Origin of the sequence: Bartonella sp. AP58NXGY (genome assembly GCF_042195785.1) — a bacterium.
GTDB lineage: Bacteria > Pseudomonadota > Alphaproteobacteria > Rhizobiales > Rhizobiaceae > Bartonella.
Window position 1 is genome coordinate 48,199 of sequence record NZ_JBHIOY010000006.1, and the last position, 22,936, is coordinate 71,134.

18 protein-coding genes are annotated in these 22,936 nt (G+C 38.7%); 15 read left to right on the top strand and 3 right to left on the bottom strand.

Annotated elements, in window-relative coordinates:
• Positions 1 to 71 precede the first annotated feature (71 nt).
• The 11 genes from ACFINC_RS05445 to truB all read left to right on the top strand — a co-directional run bounded on the left by ACFINC_RS05445 (position 72) and on the right by truB (position 12,470).
• On the top strand, positions 72 to 1,097 hold the full coding sequence (locus ACFINC_RS05445) for a hemolysin family protein (protein ID WP_375616434.1): 1,026 nt from the start codon (positions 72 to 74) through the stop codon (positions 1,095 to 1,097).
• A complete protein-coding gene (lnt, locus tag ACFINC_RS05450; protein ID WP_375616435.1) occupies positions 1,060 to 2,694 on the top strand; it encodes an apolipoprotein N-acyltransferase in 1,635 nt (544 codons plus the stop codon). The genes ACFINC_RS05445 and lnt overlap by 38 nt, the downstream gene beginning before the upstream one ends.
• Positions 2,695 to 2,843: 149 nt before the next feature.
• Positions 2,844 to 3,257, top strand: coding sequence for a helix-turn-helix domain-containing protein (locus ACFINC_RS05455; protein WP_375609192.1), 414 nt, complete (start codon positions 2,844 to 2,846; stop codon positions 3,255 to 3,257).
• 131 nt (positions 3,258 to 3,388) lie between these two features.
• Entirely contained in the window at positions 3,389 to 4,648 is a 1,260-nt protein-coding gene (metK, locus tag ACFINC_RS05460) for a methionine adenosyltransferase (protein ID WP_375616436.1), read from the top strand.
• A gap of 5 nt (positions 4,649 to 4,653) precedes the next feature.
• Entirely contained in the window at positions 4,654 to 5,355 is a 702-nt protein-coding gene (locus ACFINC_RS05465; RefSeq protein ID WP_375616488.1) for a tRNA (guanine(46)-N(7))-methyltransferase TrmB, read from the top strand.
• Positions 5,356 to 5,506: 151 nt separating this feature from the next.
• Complete coding sequence (rimP, locus tag ACFINC_RS05470) at positions 5,507 to 6,133, top strand: ribosome maturation factor RimP (protein WP_375616437.1); 627 nt, start codon at positions 5,507 to 5,509, stop codon at positions 6,131 to 6,133.
• A 50-nt stretch (positions 6,134 to 6,183) separates the two neighbouring features.
• Positions 6,184 to 7,815: a transcription termination factor NusA gene (gene nusA / locus ACFINC_RS05475; protein WP_375616438.1), complete on the top strand. Its 1,632-nt coding sequence runs from the start codon at positions 6,184 to 6,186 to the stop codon at positions 7,813 to 7,815.
• Complete coding sequence (locus ACFINC_RS05480; RefSeq protein ID WP_375616439.1) at positions 7,816 to 8,451, top strand: RNA-binding protein; 636 nt, start codon at positions 7,816 to 7,818, stop codon at positions 8,449 to 8,451.
• Positions 8,448 to 10,967 carry a translation initiation factor IF-2 gene (gene infB / locus ACFINC_RS05485; protein WP_375616440.1) on the top strand — a complete coding sequence of 840 codons (2,520 nt, stop codon included), beginning with the start codon at positions 8,448 to 8,450 and terminating at the stop codon, positions 10,965 to 10,967. The genes ACFINC_RS05480 and infB overlap by 4 nt, the downstream gene beginning before the upstream one ends.
• Positions 10,968 to 11,090: 123 nt before the next feature.
• A complete protein-coding gene (gene rbfA, locus ACFINC_RS05490) occupies positions 11,091 to 11,504 on the top strand; it encodes a 30S ribosome-binding factor RbfA (RefSeq protein ID WP_375616441.1) in 414 nt (137 codons plus the stop codon).
• Between the two features lie 3 nt (positions 11,505 to 11,507).
• Positions 11,508 to 12,470, top strand: coding sequence for a tRNA pseudouridine(55) synthase TruB (gene truB, locus ACFINC_RS05495; protein WP_375616442.1), 963 nt, complete (start codon positions 11,508 to 11,510; stop codon positions 12,468 to 12,470).
• A gap of 1,611 nt (positions 12,471 to 14,081) precedes the next feature.
• On the opposite strand, the gene ACFINC_RS05500 is transcribed toward truB, so the two are convergent.
• Positions 14,082 to 15,710 carry an MFS transporter gene (locus ACFINC_RS05500; RefSeq protein WP_375616443.1) on the bottom strand — a complete coding sequence of 543 codons (1,629 nt, stop codon included), beginning with the start codon at positions 15,708 to 15,710 and terminating at the stop codon, positions 14,082 to 14,084.
• Positions 15,711 to 16,021: 311 nt separating this feature from the next.
• Between ACFINC_RS05500 and rpsO the strand changes: the two genes are divergently transcribed.
• The 3 genes from rpsO (at position 16,022) to ACFINC_RS05515 (ending at position 19,809) form a co-directional block, all read left to right on the top strand.
• On the top strand, positions 16,022 to 16,291 hold the full coding sequence (gene rpsO, locus ACFINC_RS05505) for a 30S ribosomal protein S15 (RefSeq protein ID WP_005774142.1): 270 nt from the start codon (positions 16,022 to 16,024) through the stop codon (positions 16,289 to 16,291).
• 253 nt (positions 16,292 to 16,544) lie between these two features.
• Positions 16,545 to 18,740 (top strand): polyribonucleotide nucleotidyltransferase, encoded by a 2,196-nt coding sequence (gene pnp, locus ACFINC_RS05510; RefSeq protein WP_375616444.1) that lies wholly within the window; start codon positions 16,545 to 16,547, stop codon positions 18,738 to 18,740.
• Positions 18,741 to 18,813: 73 nt separating this feature from the next.
• Entirely contained in the window at positions 18,814 to 19,809 is a 996-nt protein-coding gene (locus ACFINC_RS05515) for a class I SAM-dependent methyltransferase (RefSeq protein WP_375616445.1), read from the top strand.
• 19 nt (positions 19,810 to 19,828) lie between these two features.
• Here the strand turns inward: ACFINC_RS05515 and hslU are convergent, their stop codons facing one another.
• Both hslU and hslV read right to left on the bottom strand, forming a co-directional pair.
• The gene (hslU, locus tag ACFINC_RS05520) at positions 19,829 to 21,139 is read right to left on the bottom strand and encodes an ATP-dependent protease ATPase subunit HslU (RefSeq protein WP_375616446.1); all 1,311 of its coding nucleotides are present in this window, start codon (positions 21,137 to 21,139) and stop codon (positions 19,829 to 19,831) included.
• A complete protein-coding gene (hslV, locus tag ACFINC_RS05525) occupies positions 21,140 to 21,721 on the bottom strand; it encodes an ATP-dependent protease subunit HslV (protein WP_375609183.1) in 582 nt (193 codons plus the stop codon).
• Between the two features lie 217 nt (positions 21,722 to 21,938).
• Here hslV and ACFINC_RS05530 point away from each other — a divergent pair, with 217 nt between their 5' ends.
• Positions 21,939 to 22,928 (top strand): asparaginase, encoded by a 990-nt coding sequence (locus tag ACFINC_RS05530; protein ID WP_375616447.1) that lies wholly within the window; start codon positions 21,939 to 21,941, stop codon positions 22,926 to 22,928.
• Positions 22,929 to 22,936: the final 8 nt, after the last annotated feature.

The following is a 22,936-nucleotide window of genomic DNA, read 5'->3' on the forward strand; positions in this document are numbered from 1 at the left end:
ATATTACGAGCATACCATTTAAGCCTCTCATTCATCTATTATAAAAAGAAAGTTTAGAAGATTTCAAAACCATGGCCAACAAAATAAATGCACAAAATAATAGTCCAACATCTTCTAATAATGAAAAAAATCCCTCTCAACAAACGAATCATACAGAAAAATATTCTCTGATGAATCATTTATTTTCATTCTTACGTGGTCGTAATTGTGCATCTACGTCACTGCGCGATGACCTTACCGTTGCCCTCACGACTGACAATGAAAAAGACACCGCCCTCTTCTCACCTGAAGAACGTACTATGCTGCATAATATTTTACGCTTACGTGAAGCACGCGTAGATGATGTTATGATACCCCGTTCTGAAATTGAAGCATTAGAAATAAACACTTCACTTGGAGAAACCCTTAAGTGTTTTGCAAAAATTGGTCATTCTCGCATACCAGTTTATGCTGAAACTTTAGATGATCCGCGTGGTATGATCCATATACGCGATATTCTTAACTATATGATTCGCTTTATTATCACCCCAACAAAAACCGAACAGAAATCCGATTTTCTTCAATTAAACCATACAGACTTGCATACCCCAATCGGTGAATTGGATTTGATCCGAACCGTTCTCTTTGTTCCCAGTTCTATGCTAGCAAGCAAATTATTAACACGGATGCAAACCACACGAACACAAATGGCTTTAGTTATTGATGAACATGGAGGAACAGATGGTCTCGTTTCAATGGAGGATATTGTTGAATTAGTCGTTGGTGATATCGAAGATGAACATGATAATGTTGACAATGCTATCGTACGCGAACCCAATAATAAATGGCTCGTTGATGCAAGAACTGAACTAGAAGATGTGGAGAAAGCTCTTGGTCCTGATTTTATCGTAGGGGAATATGGTGATGAAGTTGATACTATTGGTGGTTTGATTGTCTCCATTCTTGATCGCATTCCTGAAAAAGGTGAAATTATCGAAGCTGTACCTGGCTATAGATTTCGTATTTTAGAAGCTGATAAACGTCGGATTAAGCGATTACGCATTTTTCGCATTCCAGAAAATGAGAATCTTGAGAACAATGCCATTCCTAAAGAATAGTCCAACGTTTTTAAACAATTTCATCGTTTTTTTATTCTCTGTTACCGGCTGGAAGCGCCAAGCATTGATCTTTCTATGCGGTGCTTTTACTTCTTTTGCACTTCCACCCTTTTATTTGACACCTCTTTGCTTTTTAACTTTCCCCATTTTTATTGTTTTACTGGACTCAATACAGTCCTCCCCAAACAATAAAAAACATTTTTTTACCTACGCTTTAAGCTGTGGAACCTTTGGTTTTAGTTATTTTATTTGCGGACTTTGGTGGCTCTGCAATGCTTTGTTGACAGATCCAGATTCTTTTGGTTGGGCAGTCCCACTAGCCATTTTATTTCCTCCTCTCTATCTTTCTCTTTATTGGTTTTTTTCTGGTTTCATTGTCGGCTTATTATGGACAAAAGGAATAGCACGCTTTTTTGTTTTAGCCTTTTCTTTAGGATTAGCCGAGTGGTTGCGTGCGTTCTTATTCACAGGATTTCCATGGAATGCTCTTGGCTATACAGCCATGCCAACCCCAATGTTCATGCAATCTGATGCCATCGTGGGACTGTACGGAATGAATATTCTTGCGGTCTTAACCTACAGTTTGCCAACAGTTTTACTCACAAATGAAAAAAAGAAAGCTGCACTTTCTCTTTGCTTAGCACTTATATTTATTCACTGTAGTTTTGGATTTTATCGCCTCCATACGATAGAGAATACAGCTGAAGATCAAAAAAGAAATTATTGGGTGCGCATTGTTCAACCTTCTATCCAACAAAATATAAAATTGCGCGATAATACACGAGAAGCCATGTTGGAAGCGCATATGAATCTGAGTGCAACACCAGCAACTGGTAAAAATCCAGAACCTGATTTTATCGTATGGCCTGAAGCATCTGTTCCTTATCTTCTCTATGATCAATCATCTATCACAATGCACATTGCCTCTCTTTTAAAACCTAAACAATGGGCTATTATCGGAGCAATACGCGCCAGTGATGATTTACCCCATTCCCAAACACAATATTTTAATACAATTGTAGTCATTAACGCTCAAGGTAATATTTTAAACACTTCCGATAAACTTCATTTAGTCCCTTTTGGTGAGTATCTTCCCTATCAGAATTTATTGAAAAAAATTGGATTGCATATCCTCGCTGATAATATTGGTGGATATAGTGCTGCACATGTGCGCGAAACTGTCACAATGCCAAACGGATTTTCTTATCTACCCTTGATTTGTTATGAAGCAATATTTCCTCATGAAATGACTTTTAAAGGTCCTCCGCCTCAAGCAATCATTAATGTTACAAATGATGCATGGTTCGGTGTAACACCGGGACCCTATCAACATCTTCAACAAGCACAGCTTCGTGCCGTTGAACTGGGAATCCCCCTCATACGTGCAGCCAATAATGGAATATCAGCAGTTATTGATTCTTATGGACGAATCGTTGTAGCTCTTCAACAAAATGCTGTGGGCATTATTGATTCAAAAATTCCATCATCCATTACCCCTATAGGAAGCAATGAATACAGAACTTTCTCTACTTTTATCTTATTCATCCTTATGCTATTGTGTCGTATTGGTTTTGGTTTTACAAAACAGCTTAAATGATTCAAGTGCTCCTTGTGCGATATTATGTTGCATATACCGGTAATATTGGGAAAAAATATTACATATTATTTTAATTATATGATAAATCAGCTTCGCATAAATCTGATGTTGGTTTAAAAGAAAAGTGCTGGAAATTAAAGAGTTGCATTATGACCGAAACTAGAAAAAAACCTGACCCTATAGATATCTATGTTGGAACTCGTATTCGTTTACGTCGTAATATTTTAGGACTTACTCAAGAAAAACTAGGTGAAAAATTAGGCATCACTTTTCAGCAAATCCAAAAATATGAAAAAGGAACAAACCGTATCGGTGCCAGTCGTCTTCAAGCGATAGCAGAAATTATGGATGTTCCTGTTTCTTACTTTTTTGATAAAGGACTTACCTCTCAACAAGTAGAAGGTTTTGCTGAAAGTGATCACAATTTTATGGACTTTTGTTCTAGCAGCGAAGGTATCCAACTCATGCGGGCTTTTACAAATATTTCTGATGCTAAAGTGCGTCGAAAAATCATTGACTTGGCAAAAGCACTTTCTGAGGAAGATTTGACAAATAAGCTATAAAATTAAAATTATATTTTTTCTCTCTTATTCATATAAATTCGCATTAACGATTTGCTGTGGAATTGGCAAACCGTAGAAATTTTAGTAGGCAATTAATTGAATCGTTGGTTTTCTTTTTTGAAGGAGTTCCTATGCCGCATCAAGATTATCTTTTTACGAGCGAATCTGTATCAGAAGGGCATCCTGATAAAATTTGTGATCGTATTTCTGATGAAATTGTTGATATGATCTATAAAGAAGCTCAAAAGACTGGTACTGATCCGTGGTTAGTCCGCGTTGCTTGTGAAACTCTCGTCAGTGTCAACCGTGTTGTTATTGCCGGTGAAGTGCGTGTTCCCGATACACTCTTAAAAAAAGATAAAAATAAAGAATTTATCTATGATAAAACTGGCTTTCCACTCATTAATCCTACGCGTTTTCGTACAGCAGCACGCCGTGCTATTCGTGCTATTGGCTACGAACAAGCCGGATTTCATTGGAAAACTGTTAAAATTGATGTTCTATTGCGCCCTCAATCAACGGACATTGCAAGAGGCGTTGATAATGCTACAGATCGGCATGGTGAAGAAGGAGCAGGTGATCAAGGCATCATGTTTGGATATGCTTGCCGTGAAACACCAGATCTCATGCCTGCACCAATTTATTATGCGCATAAGATTCTCAAACTTCTTGCCGCAGCCCGTCATAAAGGAGAAGGAGAAACTGGAAAATTAGGACCAGATGCTAAAAGCCAAATAACCATACGTTATAAAAATGGAAAACCTATAGAGGTAACATCCATCGTTCTTTCAACGCAGCACCTCGATGAAAGTTGGGATTCCAACAAAGTACGGACAGTGGTTGAGCCATACATTCGTCAAGCTTTACATGATATTCCCATTTCTGATCAATGCAGTTGGTATATAAACCCAACAGGAAAATTTGTCATTGGTGGTCCTCAAAGTGATGCCGGATTAACAGGACGCAAAATTATCGTGGATACTTACGGAGGTGCAGCACCCCATGGAGGCGGTGCTTTTTCAGGAAAAGATACGACAAAAGTTGATCGTTCTGCAGCCTATGCAGCACGCTATCTGGCTAAAAATATTGTTGCAGCTCATTTAGCAGAGCGGTGCACCATTCAACTCTCCTATGCAATTGGTATTGCACAGCCTTTGTCTATTTATCTTAATCTTCATGGAACAGGGAAAGTTGATGAAAAAGTTATTGAAGCAGCCATTCGCAAAATAATGGACCTTTCACCCACTGGAATTCGAAAACATCTTGACCTTAATAAACCTATCTACACAAAGACAGCTGCTTACGGTCATTTTGGGCGGAAACCAAAGCACGATGGTTCGTTTTCATGGGAAAAAACCGATCTCGTGAAAACACTTCAAGCAATGATTTAAGTCGCATGATTAAACATAATACACGCAAGAGTGAAGCCTTTTTTGGACGCAGACAAGGAAAACAGCTCCGAAATAGTCAGCTCGCGCGTATAAAAATGCTTCTCCCACATTTTAATATTGATTTAAATGTCCCTCCTCCCTCAAACTTTACATCCTTATTTTCAAGCAAAGTAAAAGAAGTTCGACTTGAAATCGGCTTTGGTGGAGGTGAGCATTTACTCCATGAAATGGAACATTTTCCACAAACCGGTTTTATCGGCATCGAGCCTTTTATTAATGGCATGGCGAAAATATTGTTGTCCCTTGAACAACATAAACACCATCAAAATCGTCTTCGCCTCTATAATGATGATGCTACGCGCCTCCTTGATTGGCTTCCTGATAACTCGCTTGATGGAATAGATCTTTTCTATCCTGATCCTTGGCCGAAAAAGAAACACTGGAAACGACGTTTCATCAACATAAAAAATCTTAACCGTTTTGCTCGCGTTCTTAAAAAGGGGAAAAAATTTCGCTTTGCTAGCGATATAGACAGTTATGTAAACTGGACCTTATACTATTGTGCACAACATGATCACTTTGAGTGGAAAGCAGAAAGCCCTCAAGACTGGAAAAACCCTTATCCACTATGGAGAGGAACCCGCTATGAAGCAAAAGCTCTCCGCGAAGGACGAACGCCAACCTATCTTACCTTTATCAAGAAATAAATGATCAAGCGCTTTTCTCATAAACAACTTGAAAAATTTTGAATTTAAGAGTATCAATGGTTAAATTCTTGGTCTTATGATGAAGAGTGGGCCGTTGGACCCGCTCTTTTTTAATATCATAAAACTGATGAAAACAACTTGGATTAACTGTATGAACGAAGCTGAAAAAATAAGCAATCTTGATGAACCACGCCTGTTTGAAGAAGATGGTATCGAAGCACAGGTTGCTGCTCTTGTCATACCATTGTTTAAACCTTTAGGTTTTCGTTTGGTTCGTGTGAAACTTCTTGGACAAAATGGTTTAACACTTCAAATTATGGTTGAACGCGCTGATGGTTCTATGACCGTAGAAGATTGTGAAACGGTTAGTCGGACTGTTTCCCCCCTCCTTGATGTACAAAATGTTATTGAACGCAAATATCATTTAGAAATCTCATCCCCTGGAATTGATCGTCCATTGGTAAGAAAATCTGATTTTTTTCATTGGCAAGGGCATCTTGCAAAAATTGAAACCAAAATAACAATTGATGGGCGCCGAAAATTTCGTGGGACACTTACAAATATCACGCAAAATGGATTTATTTTAAACACTGATAAAGCTGCTTATGGAGAAGCCATGTATACCCCTATTTCATTTTGTGATATCATAAATGCGCATTTAGTGCTTACTGATGAGCTTATTCGCGATGCATTGAAAAAAAATAAAAATTTAAGTCAACAATTCATTCCCGAAGATAATCATAACGACTCAATACAGACGCTCAATTTCGAAAAATAATAATATCACTGGGAAATACCTATCGTGTGGCACAAAGAAGGAGAAAATTGATGGCTACAAGCGCTAACAGGCTTGAAATTCTGCAAATTGCAGATGCTGTTGCACGTGAAAAGTCAATCGACCGTGAAATTGTCATTTCTGCGATGGCTGACGCTATTCAGAAAGCAGCACGTTCTCGTTATGGTCAAGAAACCAATATCCGTGCTGAAATCAATTCCAAAACAGGTGAAATTAAATTACAACGCTTGCTTAAAATCGTTGATGTCGTTGAAGACTATACAACGGAAATTACTTTGTCGGATGCACTCAAACGTCAAGCAGAAGCAAAAATTGGTGATTTTTTTGCTGATCTTTTACCTCCTATGGATTTTGGACGTATAGCGGCACAATCTGCTAAACAGGTTATTGTACAAAAAGTACGTGACGCAGAGCGTGATCAGCAATATGAAGAATTCAAAAATAAAGTTGGTGAAATTATCTCTGGAACAGTAAAGCGTGTGGAATATGGTAATGTTATCGTTGACCTAGGGCGCGGTGAAGCTATTGTGCGCCGTGATGAATTAATTCCCCGTGAATCCTTCCGCTACGGAGACCGTATTCGTGCTTTTGTTAATGATGTACACCGTGAAACGCGTGGACCGCAAATTTTCCTTTCACGCACACATCCCCAATTTATGGTAAAACTTTTCACTATGGAAGTGCCAGAAATCTATGATGGTATTATAGAAATCAAATCTGTTGCCCGCGATCCAGGTTCACGAGCTAAAATCGCCGTTGTTTCACGCGATGGTTCCATTGATCCTGTTGGAGCATGTGTTGGAATGCGAGGAAGCCGTGTACAAGCTGTTGTTGCAGAATTGCAAGGCGAAAAAATTGATATTATTCCTTGGTCACCTGATGCGGCAACATTTGTCGTTAATGCACTGCAACCTGCTGAAGTTTCTAAAATCATCCTTGATGAAGATGCTGAACGTATAGAAGTTATTGTGCCAGATGATCAACTTAGCCTTGCTATTGGACGACGTGGACAAAATGTTCGTTTAGCGTCGCAGCTAACAGGATGGAACATTGATATTTTAACGGAAAAGGAGGAATCTGAAAATCGTCAAAAAGAATTTACTGAACGCAGTAAGTTGTTTATGGAATCCTTAGAAGTTGACGAAATGATCGGACAAGTTATGGCGTCAGAGGGTTTTTCTTCTATTGAAGAAATCGCCTATATTGATCTTGAAGAAATCGCTTCTATTGATGGTTTTGACCATGAAACTGCTAATGAAATCCAAAGTCGTGCCCGCGAATATCTTGATCGGCAAGAAAAAGAGCTCGATGAAAAACGTAAAAAACTTGGAGTTTCTGACGAATTGCGAACACTTCCTGGAATGACAAGTGCTATGTTGGTTGCTGTTGGTGAGGATGGTGTAAAAACAATAGAAGACTTTGCTGGCTATGCCGTTGATGATTTAGCCGGCTGGAGAGAACGTAAAGAAGGTCAAACACAGAATTTTTCTGGTATTCTGACCCCTTTTGACATTACACGTGCTGATGCAGAAGCTATGGTTTTAGCCGCACGTGTACAAGCAGGCTGGATAGACCAAGCTGATCTTGTTACAGAAAATCCTGTAGAAAGTGAAAATTCTGCAGAAAATGAAAAAACAGATGATTTGAATGTGGATGCACTTTAAATGAATGAACGGACTTGCATTGTAACCAGAAAAAATGCTTCAGTACAAACGCTGATCCGTTTTGTTATTGGTCCCAATAACCAAATTGTTCCTGATCTTAAAGCCAATTTACCAGGGCGTGGCGTTTGGATTTCTGCCCATCACGCTGTTATTGAGAAGGCAATCAAACAGAAAGCTTTTCATAAAAATTTTAAAACAGATGTTGAGGTTGCACCAAATCTTGTGCATATTATTGATATGCTTTTACTAAAAGCTGCTCTTTCAAGCCTTTCCATGGCAAGAAAAGCAGGAGCCGTTGTCGCAGGGGCAACAAAGGTTGACTCCGCTATTCGCTCTGGTCAAGTTATTCTTGTACTTCATGCCAAAGAAACAACAGAAGATGGAAAACGAAAAATTGCACAGGCCATCCACACAATACAACAACAAACAAATCGCACTATAAAAACCATATCTTTATTTACAAGTGATGAAATGCGAGTGGCTTTTGGCTCTAGTCCTGTAATGCACGCAGCTTTATTGGATACAAAGGCTGCTGAAGGATTTCTCAAAATGATACATAAATTGATCACCTATCGTGATGACAAACATAGTAAGCTTGGTGAGATGACGGCACAAGCCGTGAAGGAAGTACAATGAGTGAAAATAACAACGACAAAACAACAATCAAGAGGACACTAACTCTCAAGCGGTCTGTCTTGGAAACGAGCACGGTCAAACAAAATTTTAGCCATGGCCGTACCAAGGCTGTCGTTGTCGAAACTAAACGGCGTAAAATTACGCGACCTGATGAAAAAACTGAAACCCTACAGCCCATTACAAAGCCGCATGTGGCTCCCCAGCGCTCTAAACCACGTTTTGAGGAAAAAAAGCCTCAAGAATCTGTAGCCAAAAGCAATCTTTCATCAGCTGAAATGGAAGCAAGACTTCGCGCATTAGAAGAAGCACATATCCAAGAAAGAATAACGCGAGAACAAGCCGAAGAAAAAGCAAGACGCGCTAAAGAACAGGAAGAAATTTTACAGCAAGAAATTAAAGAAAAAGAAATACATCCCCAACAAGAAGAAGAAAAACTGCCGGTACAGACTCCACCTGTTCCTCCTCTCATCGAACAAACAGATATTCCTCTTGCGCCTAAAAACACAACTGTGATTGAAAAACGCAAAATAGATGAAGATAAAGAAGAAGAACGGCATAACCGACGTTCTAATCTTTCTAAATCAGAAATACGCGTGCCAAAAGTTATCAAAGGGGCTGATGAGCGACGTCGTGGAAAACTAACTCTTAATAGCGCACTGGATGAAGAAGGAAGCGCACGTGGGCGCTCAATGGCTGCAATGCGGCGCAGACAGGAAAAGTTTAAGCGTGCACAAAACCAAGAACCAAGAGAAAAAATTTCTCGCGAAGTTGTTCTTCCTGAAACGATTACCATTCAAGAGCTCGCACAACGTATGACTGAGCGTTCTGTTGATGTGGTTAAATTTTTAATGAAACAGGGACAAATGGTGAAACCTGGCGATGTTATTGACGCAGACGTTGCCGAACTCATCGCTGTTGAATTTGGCCATACTGTTAAACGTGTTTTAGAATCTGATGTAGAGGAAGGTATCTTTAATGTAACAGATAATCCTCAAAATATGCTGCAGCGTCCCCCTGTTGTAACTATTATGGGCCATGTCGACCACGGAAAAACTTCTCTTCTGGATGCTATTCGTAAAGCAAATGTTGTTTCTGGCGAAGCAGGTGGTATTACGCAGCATATTGGTGCCTATCAAGTAGAACAAAACGGTCAAAAAATTACCTTTATTGATACACCAGGGCATGCTGCATTTACCGCTATGCGTGCCCGTGGAGCTCGTGTTACCGATATTGCCGTTCTCGTTGTGGCCGCTGATGATAGTGTCATGCCCCAAACTATTGAATCAATCAATCATGCCAAAGCTGCTGGTGTCCCTATCATTGTTGCTATCAACAAAATTGATAAACCAGCTGCGAATGCACAAAAAGTACGTACAGAACTTTTACAACATGAAGTGTTTGTTGAAACTATGGGCGGGGAAACTTTGGACGTTGAAGTTTCTGCTAAAACTGGACAAAACCTAGATAAACTTCTCGAAGCTATCCTTCTTCAAGCTGAAATGCTTGATCTGAAAGCAGATCCTCAGCGAACTGCAGAGGGCGTTGTCATTGAAGCCAAATTGGATCGTGGACGCGGATCTGTTGCAACAGTTCTTGTTCAAAAAGGTACATTACACCCTTCTGATATTATCGTTGCTGGCAATGAATGGGGTCGTGTGCGCGCTTTGATTGACGACCGTGGTCGCCATGTCAAAGAAGCTGTTCCCTCTACACCAATTGAAATTTTAGGCATGCAAAGAACACCACAAGCTGGAGATCGTTTTGCTGTTGTCACACATGAAGCAAAAGCACGCGAAATTTCTGAATACCGTCAACGATTAGCACGTGATAAAGCTGTTGCTCGACAAACGGGTTCGCGTGGTTCTCTTGAACAGATGATGACAAAATTACAAACAACTGGTGTTAAGGAGTTTTCTCTTATTATAAAAGGAGATGTGCAAGGATCAATTGAAGCAATCGCTTCAGCATTAGAGAAGCTAGGAAATGATGAGGTTCGTGCGCGTATTGTACATTCTGGTGCTGGAGGAATTACTGAAAGTGATATTTCTCTTGCCGAAGCTTCTAATTCAGCTGTGATTGGTTTTAATGTTCGAGCCAATAAACAAGCGCGTGATTTTGCTAAAACACAAGGAATTGAAATTCGTTATTATAACATCATTTACGATCTTGTTGACGATATCAAAGCCGCCATGTCTGGATTACTCTCACCAGAACAGCGAGAAACCTTCCTTGGTAATGCTGAAATCCTAGAAGTCTTTAACATTACAAAAATCGGAAAAGTTGCTGGATGTCGTGTTACAGAAGGTAAAATAGAACGAGGAGCGGGTGTTCGCCTTATCCGTGATAATATCGTTATTCACGAAGGAAAGCTAAAAACACTCAAACGCTTCAAGGATGAAGTCAATGAAGTACAAAGTGGTCAAGAATGTGGAATAGCCTTTGAAAACTATGAGGATATGCGCGCAGGAGATATCATTGAGACCTTCCGTATCGAACATATTAATCGCACATTATAAAATAATCCAATAACTTTGCCCTAGTGTAAAATGAGAAAAGTTATTGGATTATATAAACAATGTCTCTTTTTTTCCTTATCTAGATAATCAAAAAAGAGGTCTTGTGGCAAGGATAAAACTTTGATGAAAAATGCAGGGCCATCACAACGGCAACTTAGAGTAGCAGAGCAAGTACGTCACGCGGTAGCGCATATATTACAGCGTGGTATTTTGCTTGATGATATCTTGAAGGATATTGTCATTTCTGTCTCTGAAGTACGCATGTCACCAGATTTAAAAATTGCTACTTGTTTTGTATCACCTCTCAGCACTCTTAAAAATACTTCCTGTACCGATACCGATGTCGTTGATACTCTCAATAAACATAGTCGTTTTCTCCGTGGAGAAATCAGTCATATGTTGCGACAAATGAAATATATGCCTCAACTACGTTTCCGACTTGATAATAGTTTTGATAATTTTTCAAAAATTGATGCCCTACTTCGTTCGCCTGAGGTTGCGCGCGATCTTCACCATAGTGATAAAGATGAGGTTTAAAGTATGGTACAGCACCGCAAAAAAAAGGGACGTCCTGTTTCTGGCTGGGTCATATTTGATAAACCAAAGGGAATGAAATCCACAGAAGCTGTCTCACAAATCAAATGGCTCTTTCATGCACAAAAAGCAGGACATGCCGGTACGCTTGATCCTCTTGCTTCTGGTCTCTTACCCATTGCATTGGGTGAAGCAACAAAAACCGTTCCTTACGTGATGCAAGGCAAAAAAACTTACCGTTTTCATATCGCTTGGGGACAAGAGCGTTCAACAGATGATCTAGAGGGAGAAATAACCAAAACATCTCTCAAACGTCCAACTCAAGAAGAAATACTTGCTCTTCTTCCTCAATATACAGGTATTATTTTGCAAACACCTCCACAATTTTCAGCAATAAAAATTGCCGGAAATCGCGCTTATGATCTAGCGCGTGAAGGGGAAATCGTTGAAATTCCACCCCGTGAAGTGGAAATAGAAACTTTCAAGTTAATAGAAACTCCTACCAAGGAGTATTCTGTCTTTGAAATAACCTGCGGGAAAGGAACTTATGTGCGCTCTTTAGCACGCGATATGGGACGTGATCTGGGATGCTACGGGCATATTGCTGACTTAAGACGTATTACCGTCGCACCTTTTGATGAAGAGGATCTCATCACATGGGATGAACTAAAAGCAGCTAGCCCGCTAAATAAAAATACTACAGAGGAAAATAATAGTTCTTTTGAAAAAAAATTCACAACACTCGATGGGCTCTTAATTGAAACGAGCGCCGCATTGGATTGCCTCTTTCATTATACCCTTAATGAAACCCAAGCACAAAGGGTTATGAAGGGGCATTCTATACCCTTGTGTCATCACAAAATACCTCTTGATGAAGATGAAATTTGTGTCCTCTATAAGGAACAACTTCTTGCTATCGGCACCCTCGACAAAGGTCTATTTAAAGCAAAGCGGATTTTTACAATTTAATCGATTCTTTCTCCCTTTTGCGGAAAAATCATTTTTCTCTCTCAAATAAAGAAAATGTGTTGCTTTTCATTGTCTCCATTTTTCTTATTCACATCAAAAATTAAGTTAACGATACAAGCCAACACCATCATACACTTTGTCCCCCCTAATGTCACAACAGTCCTTGCATTTAAAAAGATTCATAAGCGGCATGTTATATCCCTTTTTCAATCTCTTTTTACTCACACGTTAACCTCCGTTTGTAATGTGTCAGCGAATGATTTGGATGGATTCAACCTAAACACATTTAAAATGAAATAATCCTAAGATATCTAGACTTTTACATTCAATATAAAAAACAGTTATTTATTCTTATAATCAATGTATTGGAATCATATGCATTGCATCTAACCTTAAAAACTCAAGAATCTATATCATGTTAAATCACTCATTTGATCATTACAGTACACACCTCCATAATCTCTTTTTGGCGAAAAGAATTGTTTCGAATAGAAAAACTCAAACCTTAGGATTTAAACGCATTTTAAGGATAATCCCTTCCAACTATCTATCCAATAAAAATTGATCGTTGACCACTTAAAAATGGTATCATTATGCTTACAATTGATCATTCTAATTGTCATGAAAGCATGCAAAGGTTTTGTAAAAACATCTGTAAAGAATAAGAAATTGTCAAGCTAGGGATTATCTTATCGTTGTTTTTTGTATCGAATAAAAAGCTGGTATATCTCTTCATTCCATAGTTGGTATATTTTTTATTTCATGACTTTATTTATCTGATAATACTATATTCCTTCTCTTGCTTATAAAGCAATATTCAACCCTAATACTGTAACATTTTTGAAAGAAAGATTAAAATGGTTGGTATTTTATAAACAGTTTCAACCTTCTATTCCAGATATGAGTAAAGATATATCTGGTTGAGTAATGTTTAAAAGGATAAGACAGCTTCATTTTGAAAAAATATGCAAGCAAAAACAAGCTATTTTTCATCTTACTATTATCCCTTTCATTCGACTCTACTTTTTAAATAATAGGGATTACGCTTTGTCTTACGTTCTTATTTTTCTCGTCTTTCAATATGATTATTTCTCACTCAAAATAGGACGCCTAAAATAAAAAATTGTTGTGCTGCTTATTCACATGCTTTTTTAAGAAACATTTCTCAATGCATTCGAACCTATTTCACAACAACGCTCGTAAAATATATAAAATTCATTGCGCATGGACCCATCTTTACGCTTAATAAAAATATAAGCCGATATTATCATTCTATTTTCTAATTTAAAGTGTCGTAATAAACCTTGGCACTCGAAATAGTTTATTAGAAATCCTCCTTTTTCTATTATTTCTATCATACCCACTCTTACTTATGACGCACAAGAAAATGGTTTTGATTAATGCGATATAAAGTGAGATAAACAGATTTGAAATGAGAAAAGCTTAAATTTTTGAAGACTATTACTCACCATAAAAAATGATAATTAGTCATTATAAATCAATGTATTAATTATTGGAATACCCATTTTTTTGTTGTTGCAATTATGCAAACAAATTGATCAAAATAATATTAACATAATTTAATGTTTTACAAAAAAAACTGTTTTAACCCTAAGGGAGATGATCGGAGGAGGATTTTAAAAGCATCTCATTGGCTTGGGGTATTGTTTGGCGTTCAATCATGCGGTGTACTCTTATACCGTTAGGAGCACAATTTAAATGACGCAAACGCTTATTGACTTCAGCATCCGCTTTTGTACGACGATGATTATGGCGTAAATAATCTACCCATGTTGGCATATGATAAGCCTCTGTCCAATATTCAGGTCTTTCAAGATCTCGTAAAAGGACCCATTGACGCGCACCATCGCGTAACCGAATATGGCGTCGTCGCGTCATCACTTTGAGAAATTCTTCGAGATCATTTTCATGAATTTGATAATCGATCATTATCATGATCGGGCCACTTCTTGCTTTGAGATCGAGTAATAGTTCCGGCTCTCTAAAATGATCAAGAGGATTTAAATCTATCTGAGGAATTTCTTGAATTCTAAACTTTACCCCCGCAAAAGCACCTAAAATCAAGAATAGAGAACAAACACTCAAAGCAATTGTTGGAGAATAACCATCAGCCAAAACTCCCCAGATTGCACTTCCAATAGCCATCCCCCCATAAGATGCCGTTTGATAAAGTGCTAAAGAACGAGCTACAACCCAGCGTGGTGTAGAAAGTTGTACAGATGTATTAAACAGTGATAATGCCAAAACCCAACATAAACCTGCAGGAAATAAAGCAATATGGCTTATAATCAGTGAACGACTTATTCCCAATAAAAAGCAAGAAAAGGCAAAACCAATAAATGAACTTGCAATAATTGTTTCTGAACGAAAATGATGCCGTACAAATTCATTAATAATACCTGCTGTCATGGCTCCTAACCCAAAACAACCCAGCAACGTACCATAAAGAAGAGCATTTCCTCCGAGAACTTTATGCGCAACAATTGGCAAAAGTGCTAAAATCGAAATTGCTCCTATACCAAAAAGGAACGCTCGAACCATAATACTTAAGAGATTAGGTGACATCGCAACATAACGCAAACCATCTGAAACAGCTCCTAATAGTCTTTCTCGTGGCAATGGGTTGTTTTTATAATTCGATTTCCAGAAAAATAACGCACCAATAAGAGGAATATAGCTTATAGCATTAAACAAAAAAGCAGCAGATGCACCCAAAGTTGCAATGATGGCACCACCAATCGCAGGGCCAACACTCCGCATCAAATTAAAGCCAACGCTATTCAAGCTAACAGCAGCAGGAATATTTTCCCTACTCACAATATCTCCTATCGTTGCTTGCCAAGAAGGATTATAAAAAGCCGTGCCACATCCAATCAAAAACGTAAAACATAATAAAAGCCAAGGTGTGAGAAATCCCAAATAGGCTAAAACAGCTAAACTCATGGATATGACCATCATCATAATTTGCGCGCACAACATAATTTGACGCCGATTAAAATTATCGGCTAAGGCCCCTGCCATCAAAGAAAACATAACAAGTGGTAACGTTGTCGCACTTTGAACAAGCCCAACCATGGAATGCGAGGAACTAATCAACGCCATTAACCACCCTGCTCCAACAGCCTGTATCAATCCCCCTAAATTAGAAATAAGAGTCGATGACCATAAATTTCGAAATACCGAATTACGAAAAAGTTTTAACGTTGAAATGCTCTGCATCTTTTTCCTCCAAATCGGTATTTATCATTTTTTTACCATACACACACAATAATTTTTGTATCAAAAGGATGCATAATTCTTTAAAAATTCTCATAAAATCCTCTTTAAATCAATATTTCTAAATAAAAGCCCTTGATTTAGAGAAAGACTTCAAAATGCTGTTAAGGACTAGTATTTTAACCTTCTTTCCTATATAAGAACGAGAATAGGTAAGAGTCTTCGACTCTTCTTGTTTCTTAACAGACCCTTGCTGAACGACATCTCGGCTGTGGGTGACTTTATGTTTCTTCGTTTTTTGAAAGGATAATACGATGTCGATTACAGCTGAACGTAAACAAGCTCTTGTCGCAGAATACGCAAATAAAGTTGGTGATACAGGATCACCAGAAGTACAAATTGCTGTACTTTCTGAACGTATTTCTAATTTAACAAACCACTTTAAATCTCATAAAAAAGATAACCATTCTCGTCGTGGTCTTTTGAAGATGGTGTCTCAACGCCGCCGCCTTCTTGATTATCTTAAAGGAGTTGACCAAAATCGTTATCAAACACTTATTAAGAAGTTAGGTTTGCGTCGCTAAAAGAAAAATGGGGGTGGTATTTAAAAAAACCACCCATTTTTTTCAACGTGTTTCTTTCAGTTAAAATTTTTAAAAACTGATAAGTTATTATGGGATAGGATTGCTTACCATTTCACACTTAATGCGGTTTTCTTCTTTTTTTCACCAAAAAGATAGAAGTAACTTGTTGTCTACCCCAGAGATTGAAAATATGCTACGCACAACCAGAATTTGAGCAATCAAAGATTTAAACACTGGTCATTAAGGATAAAAAATGTTTAAAACGCACAAGATAGAAATTGAATGGGCCGGGCGTCCGCTCACCCTTGAGACAGGGAAAATAGCGCGTCAAGCTGATGGTGCTGTGATTGCCACCTATGGAGAAACGATTGTCTTAGCAACCGTTGTATCAGCCAAAAGCCCAAAGCCAGACCAGGACTTTTTTCCACTCACCGTTAATTATCAAGAAAAATCCTATGCTGTTGGTAGAATACCTGGTGGCTATTTGAAACGTGAAAGTCGGCCAAGTGAAAATGAAACTTTAGTTTCACGTTTGATTGATCGTCCAATTCGTCCCCTCTTCGTTGAGGGTTATAAAAATGATACACAAGTCATTGTTTCCGTTATACAGCATGATCTCGAAAATAATCCCGATATCCTTGCAATGATTGCATCCTCTGCCGCATTGACCCTATCAGGTGTTCCTTTCATGGGGCCTATAGCTGGTGCTCGCGTTGGCTATTGTAACGGACAATATGTTCTCAATCCTCATATCGATGAAATGCCGGAATCCAAACTTGATCTTGTTGTGGCTGGAACAGAAAGTGCTGTATTGATGGTTGAATCAGAAGCACAAGAATTACCGGAAGATATCATGTTGGGCGCCGTAATGTTTGGTCACAAAGGACTTCAACCTGTTCTTGATGCCATCATCAAACTTGCTGAAGTTGCTGCAAAAGATCCTCGTGATTTTGTTCCTGAAGATCTTTCTAGTCTTGAAAAAGCGATGCAGAAAATGGCAGAACAGGATATACGAAAAGCTTACACAATTACTGATAAGCAAGAACGTTACGCCGCAATTGATGCTCTAAAAACAGAAATTATCAGTAAATTTATGCCAGAAACAGAAGACGACTGTCAATTCAGTACAGACCAAATTGCAACCGTCTTTAAACAATTGCAAGCAAAAATTGTTCGTGGAAACATTCTTGATACTCAAAAGCGTATTGATGGACGCAATCTTTCTACCGTGCGCCCTATCCAATCAGAAGTAAGTATTTTACCCCGCACACATGGATCCGCACTCTTTACCCGCGGAGAAACACAAGCTATTGTCGTTGCAACCCTAGGAACGGGTGAAGATGAACAATATGTTGATTCTTTAACGGGTATGTATAAGGAAACATTCCTCCTTCATTACAATTTTCCACCATTTTCAGTGGGTGAAACAGGACGCCTTGGTTCTCCTGGTCGTCGTGAAATTGGACATGGCAAATTGGCATGGAGGGCAATTCACCCCATGTTGCCAAATAAAGAATCTTTTCCTTATACCATTCGTGCTGTCTCAGAAATTACTGAATCCAATGGATCTTCTTCTATGGCAACGGTTTGTGGAACGTCACTTGCTCTCATGGATGCTGGTGTTCCTCTAGCACGCCCTGTTGCTGGTATTGCTATGGGCTTGATTAAAGAAGGAGAACGCTTTGCTGTTCTTTCTGATATTTTAGGAGATGAAGATCATCTTGGAGATATGGATTTTAAAGTCGCAGGAACAGAAAATGGTATTACTGCCTTGCAAATGGATATCAAAATTGATGGTATTACCGAAGAGATTATGAAAATTGCGCTTGAACAAGCTAAAGGTGGCCGAATCCATATCCTTAAAGAGATGGCGAAAGCTTTAACCAGTGCGCGTGCTGAGCTGAGTGAGTTTTCTCCACGAATCGAAGTTATGAATATTTCTGTCGATAAAATCCGTGATGTTATCGGCTCTGGCGGTAAAGTTATTCGGGAAATCGTGGAACAAACTGGAGCAAAAATTAATATTGAAGATGATGGTACCATTAAAATTGCTTCTGCTGATGCTAAAACCATTGAAGCGGCAAAACGCTGGATCCATTCTATTGTCGATGAGCCTGAAGTTGGTGCTATCTACCAAGGAACAGTTGTAAAAACTGCAGAATTTGGTGCATTTATAAACTTCTTTGGTTCTCGTGATGGACTCGTTCATATCTCTCAGCTTGCATCAGAACGCGTCACCAAAACAACCGATATTGTAAAGGAAGGTGATAAAGTTTGGGTTAAATTAATGGGCTTTGATGAACGTGGAAAAGTTCGGTTATCAATGAAGCTCGTTGATCAAACAACCGGAAAGGAAATCACCGGTGATAAAGCGATGAATGAAGAAAAGTTCGTGGATGAAAAAAAACAACCTGAAAATAAGCGCCGCCGTAAGAAAAAAGAAGAGTAAGCCTTTCTTCTTATCGTAATCATGAAATGCCATCCCAACATTGGAATGGCATTTTTCTTTGAAAGAGCCTTATGTGTTATTATTTTTGCCTTTTGAAAATCATGAACTCCCGTATCCAGATCCAAGCCAATGTTGGCTAAGTTTCGGTTTAACAGAAGTTCCAGCTCAAAAATGGGCGCAAAATTTAAAAATTATTACGCCTTGGCGACCAGATTTTTTAAAATTTGTCGATACTCAATTTCACTGCTCTCCTCAAATAGATAAAACTTTCAACTATGATGGTGCATTTTTACATTTGAGCAAATATCGTGGTTTTAATCAAAATTGTTTTCTTGATTTATTAGAATGCGTTAAACCCAATGGATGGATTGTAATCAGTGGGAATAAAACTGCTGGTGCTGCTTCAATGATGAAATGGGTCAAAACAATTGTTCCCATCACCAATAAATTGTCTAAAAATCATGGTCTGGTATTTTGGTTGCAAGTTCCTCAACAAATTGAGAGACATAACATTGCGCAATTGCGCTCACCACCGCTCACTTTTGGTAAATTTCAAACCACTTCTGGTATGTTCTCACACGGACGTATTGATCCAGGGTCTGCTGCGCTTGCTTCTTATATGCTCAAAGTTATTTCTGGAAAAACAGCTGATTTTGGTGCTGGATGGGGCTTTCTTTCTCATGTTGCACTCGAAAGCAATGTAAAACTTACATCTCTTGATCTCTATGAAGCAGACTACAACGCTTTGAGAGCAGCAAAACAGCACCTTAAAGACATAACAGCTCCTTTTCCAATTCATTTTTATTGGCATGACCTCGTGCATGAACCTGTCACAAATCTGTATGATACAATCATTTCAAATCCACCGTTTCATACGCAACAAACGACAGATGTTTCATTAGGAAAACATTTTATTATAAATGCTGCAAAGAGCCTAAAACCAAGGGGCAATCTGCTTCTTGTTGCAAACCGCCACCTCCCTTATGAAACATTGTTAAAAGATATTTTCCACACAGTATTGATACATGAACAAGCCCATGGTTTTAAAATTATCGAAGCACGAAAATAAACAAAACGAGCAATAACTTTCAAAGAATAAAACGTGAAAGATCGATATCAGCAGCAAGTTCACCAATAGATTTTCTCACATAAGCAGCATCAATTTTAAATGATGTTCCAGCTCTGTCAGGCGCGGTGAAAGAAATTTCATCCAAAACGCGCTCCATCACCGTTTGCAAACGACGTGCTCCTATATTTTCAATCCTTGCGTTTAAATCTACAGCAATATCTGCTAAAGCATCAATAGCATCATCTGTAATTTCCAAATGAACCTCTTCCGTTGCCATAAGAGCGATATATTGTTTAATCAAACTAGCTTCTGGTTCTGTTAAAATGCGTCGTAAATCTTCCCTTGTTAAAGGGTTGAGCTCCACACGGATGGGCAAACGTCCTTGAAGTTCCGGTAATAAATCAGATGGCTTGGAAACATGAAATGCACCTGAGGCAATAAAAAGAATATGATCGGTTTTTATTTGCCCATATTTTGTAGCAATTGTTGTTCCTTCAACCAAAGGCAAAAGATCCCGTTGAACGCCCTCACGCGAAACCGCAACACTTGCTCCACCATCCCTGGTTGCAATTTTATCAATCTCGTCGATAAAAACAATACCGTCATTTTCAGCAACACGAAGCGCCTCTTGAATAATTTGCTCCTGATCAAGGAGTTTTTCAGATTCATCATCAATGAGCGGCTTAAAAGCATCTCTTACTGTCGTCTTACGGACTTTTGTACGACTGCCCATTTTTCCCAAAATATCTGATAAATTCATAATACCCATTTGCGCCCCAGGCATACCAGGAATATCAAAAGTTGAAGCACTACTGCTATTATTATCGGCGACTTCAATTTCAATCTCTTTTTCATCCAATTCACCTTCACGCAATTTTTTACGAAAACTATCACGAGTAGTAGGACTTGCTGTTTTACCAACAAGGGCGTCTAAAACACGCTCTTCAGCATTCACGTGAGCCTTTTCTTTTATTTCATCCCGTTTCTTTTCACGTACAAGAGAAATGGCAATTTCAACAAGATCTCGAATAATTTGTTCAACATCACGTCCCACATAACCAACTTCAGTAAATTTAGTCGCTTCTACTTTAACGAAGGGTGCTCCAGAAAGTTTTGCTAATCGACGTGCAATACCTGTTTTACCAACACCTGTTGGCCCTATCATTAAAATATTTTTTGGCATAACTTCTTCACGCATCGGCTCATCAAGCTGTTGTCTACGCCACCGATTGCGCAGTGCAATAGCTACAGAACGTTTGGCATCATTTTGGCCAATAATAAAACGATCAAGTTCAGAAACAGTCTCACGAGGGGAAAATACAACACACATTTAAATAGCTTTCTCTAAAGAAGATAATTCTGCATCCAATGTTTCAATTGTGAAATGATCATTGGTGTAAACACAAATTTTAGCGGCAATAGCCATAGCTTTACGAGCAATGGTTTCTGCATCCAAATCCAAGTCCATGAGTGCCCGCGCTGCCGAAAGCGCAAAATTTCCTCCAGAGCCAATTGCCATAACCCCATCTTCTGGTTCTAAAACATCACCCAACCCTGTTAAAGCCAAAGTTACTTTCTTATCAGCCACGAGCATCATTGCTTCAAGACGACGCAAATAGCGATCTGTTCGCCAATCTTTTGCAAGTTCTACACAGGCACGCATAAGTTGATCAGGATATTGCTCAAGCTTTGTTTCCAATCTTTCTAGTAATGTGAAAGCATCTGCCGTAGCACCTGCAAAACCAGCAATAACCACTCCGCTTTTGCCAAGACGACGGACTTTACGTGCATTGCCCTTCATAATCGTCTGTCCAAGAGAGACCTGACCGTCGCCAGCCATCACGACTTTGTCACCTTTTCGTACCGTAATAATCGTTGTGCCATACATTATGTCTGGCTTATGTTCTGTCATAAGGAGACTCCTTAATATTAACTTATCTTTTTAATATTGTCTTTTCATACAATGTAAAACCCTATTACTATTGTCCTATTTAAGAACATATATAGTAAAACACAATGATTGAGCATAACTCAATTTGTTAAAATTGAAAAAATGATATCATTGTTGTCAATGTAAATTACTGCTAAATAGCTTTATGTAAACAGTTTATACCCTTTAGAGGAAAATTATGAAAAAAATAGCTATAGGAACCTTAGGTGGAACAATTGCAATGACTGCTGATAATTTTGGCCACATGCAACCAACTTTAACCTCAGATGACCTCATAAAAAATGTTCCTAATTTAAATGACGTTGCTGATATTCATGCACAAACATTAATACAAATCCCAAGTGGATCTTTATCTTTTAAAATTCTTTTTGAAATAATCGCGTGGGCAAAACAACAAATAAACGCTGGCGCAGAAGGTATTGTTTTAACGCAAGGTACTGATACTCTGGAAGAAACAGCTTTTTTTCTTTCTCTTTACTGGAAGGAAGCTGAACCACTCATTATAACCGGTGCTATGCGTATGCCTCATGAAGCAGGCGCTGATGGACCAGCTAATATTTTAGCAGCAACTCGCGTTGCGGCAGCCCCACAAAGTCGTAACAGAGGCGTTCTCGTTGTCATCAATGATACAATTCATTCACCTTATTGGCTCTATAAAAGCCATACCGTCAAAGTCGAAACATTTCAATCAGGTCTTGCAGGTGTTTTAGGAACTATTTTAGAGGGAAAACTCATTTATTTCAATGATCAAAAATTTTTCCCGACAACATTTGATCTTCCCCAAAACCACGATCATCAAATTGCACTCCTCTATTCCTCTTTATCTTCTGATGCACAATTAATGAAACTCTGCCTCGAAAGTGGGTATTATGCTGGGCTTGTTATCGCCGGTTTTGGTGCAGGACACTGTAGTTTTCAAGCGGCAGACCTCGTACAACAATATGCACAAAAAATACCAATCATTATTGCTAGTCGTTGTTGTAATGGCTCCACAACTCGTATAACTTATGGCTATAAAGGCTCAGAAATCGATATGATTGCTTCTGGTGCGCTCATGTCTGGTTATTTATCAGCCGTAAAAGCGCGTCTACTTTTATGGGCTTTTTTGGCGCAAGGGTACTCATTGGAACAAATCCGTATAGATTGGAATGACTGGACGATAAGCTAACAAAAAAT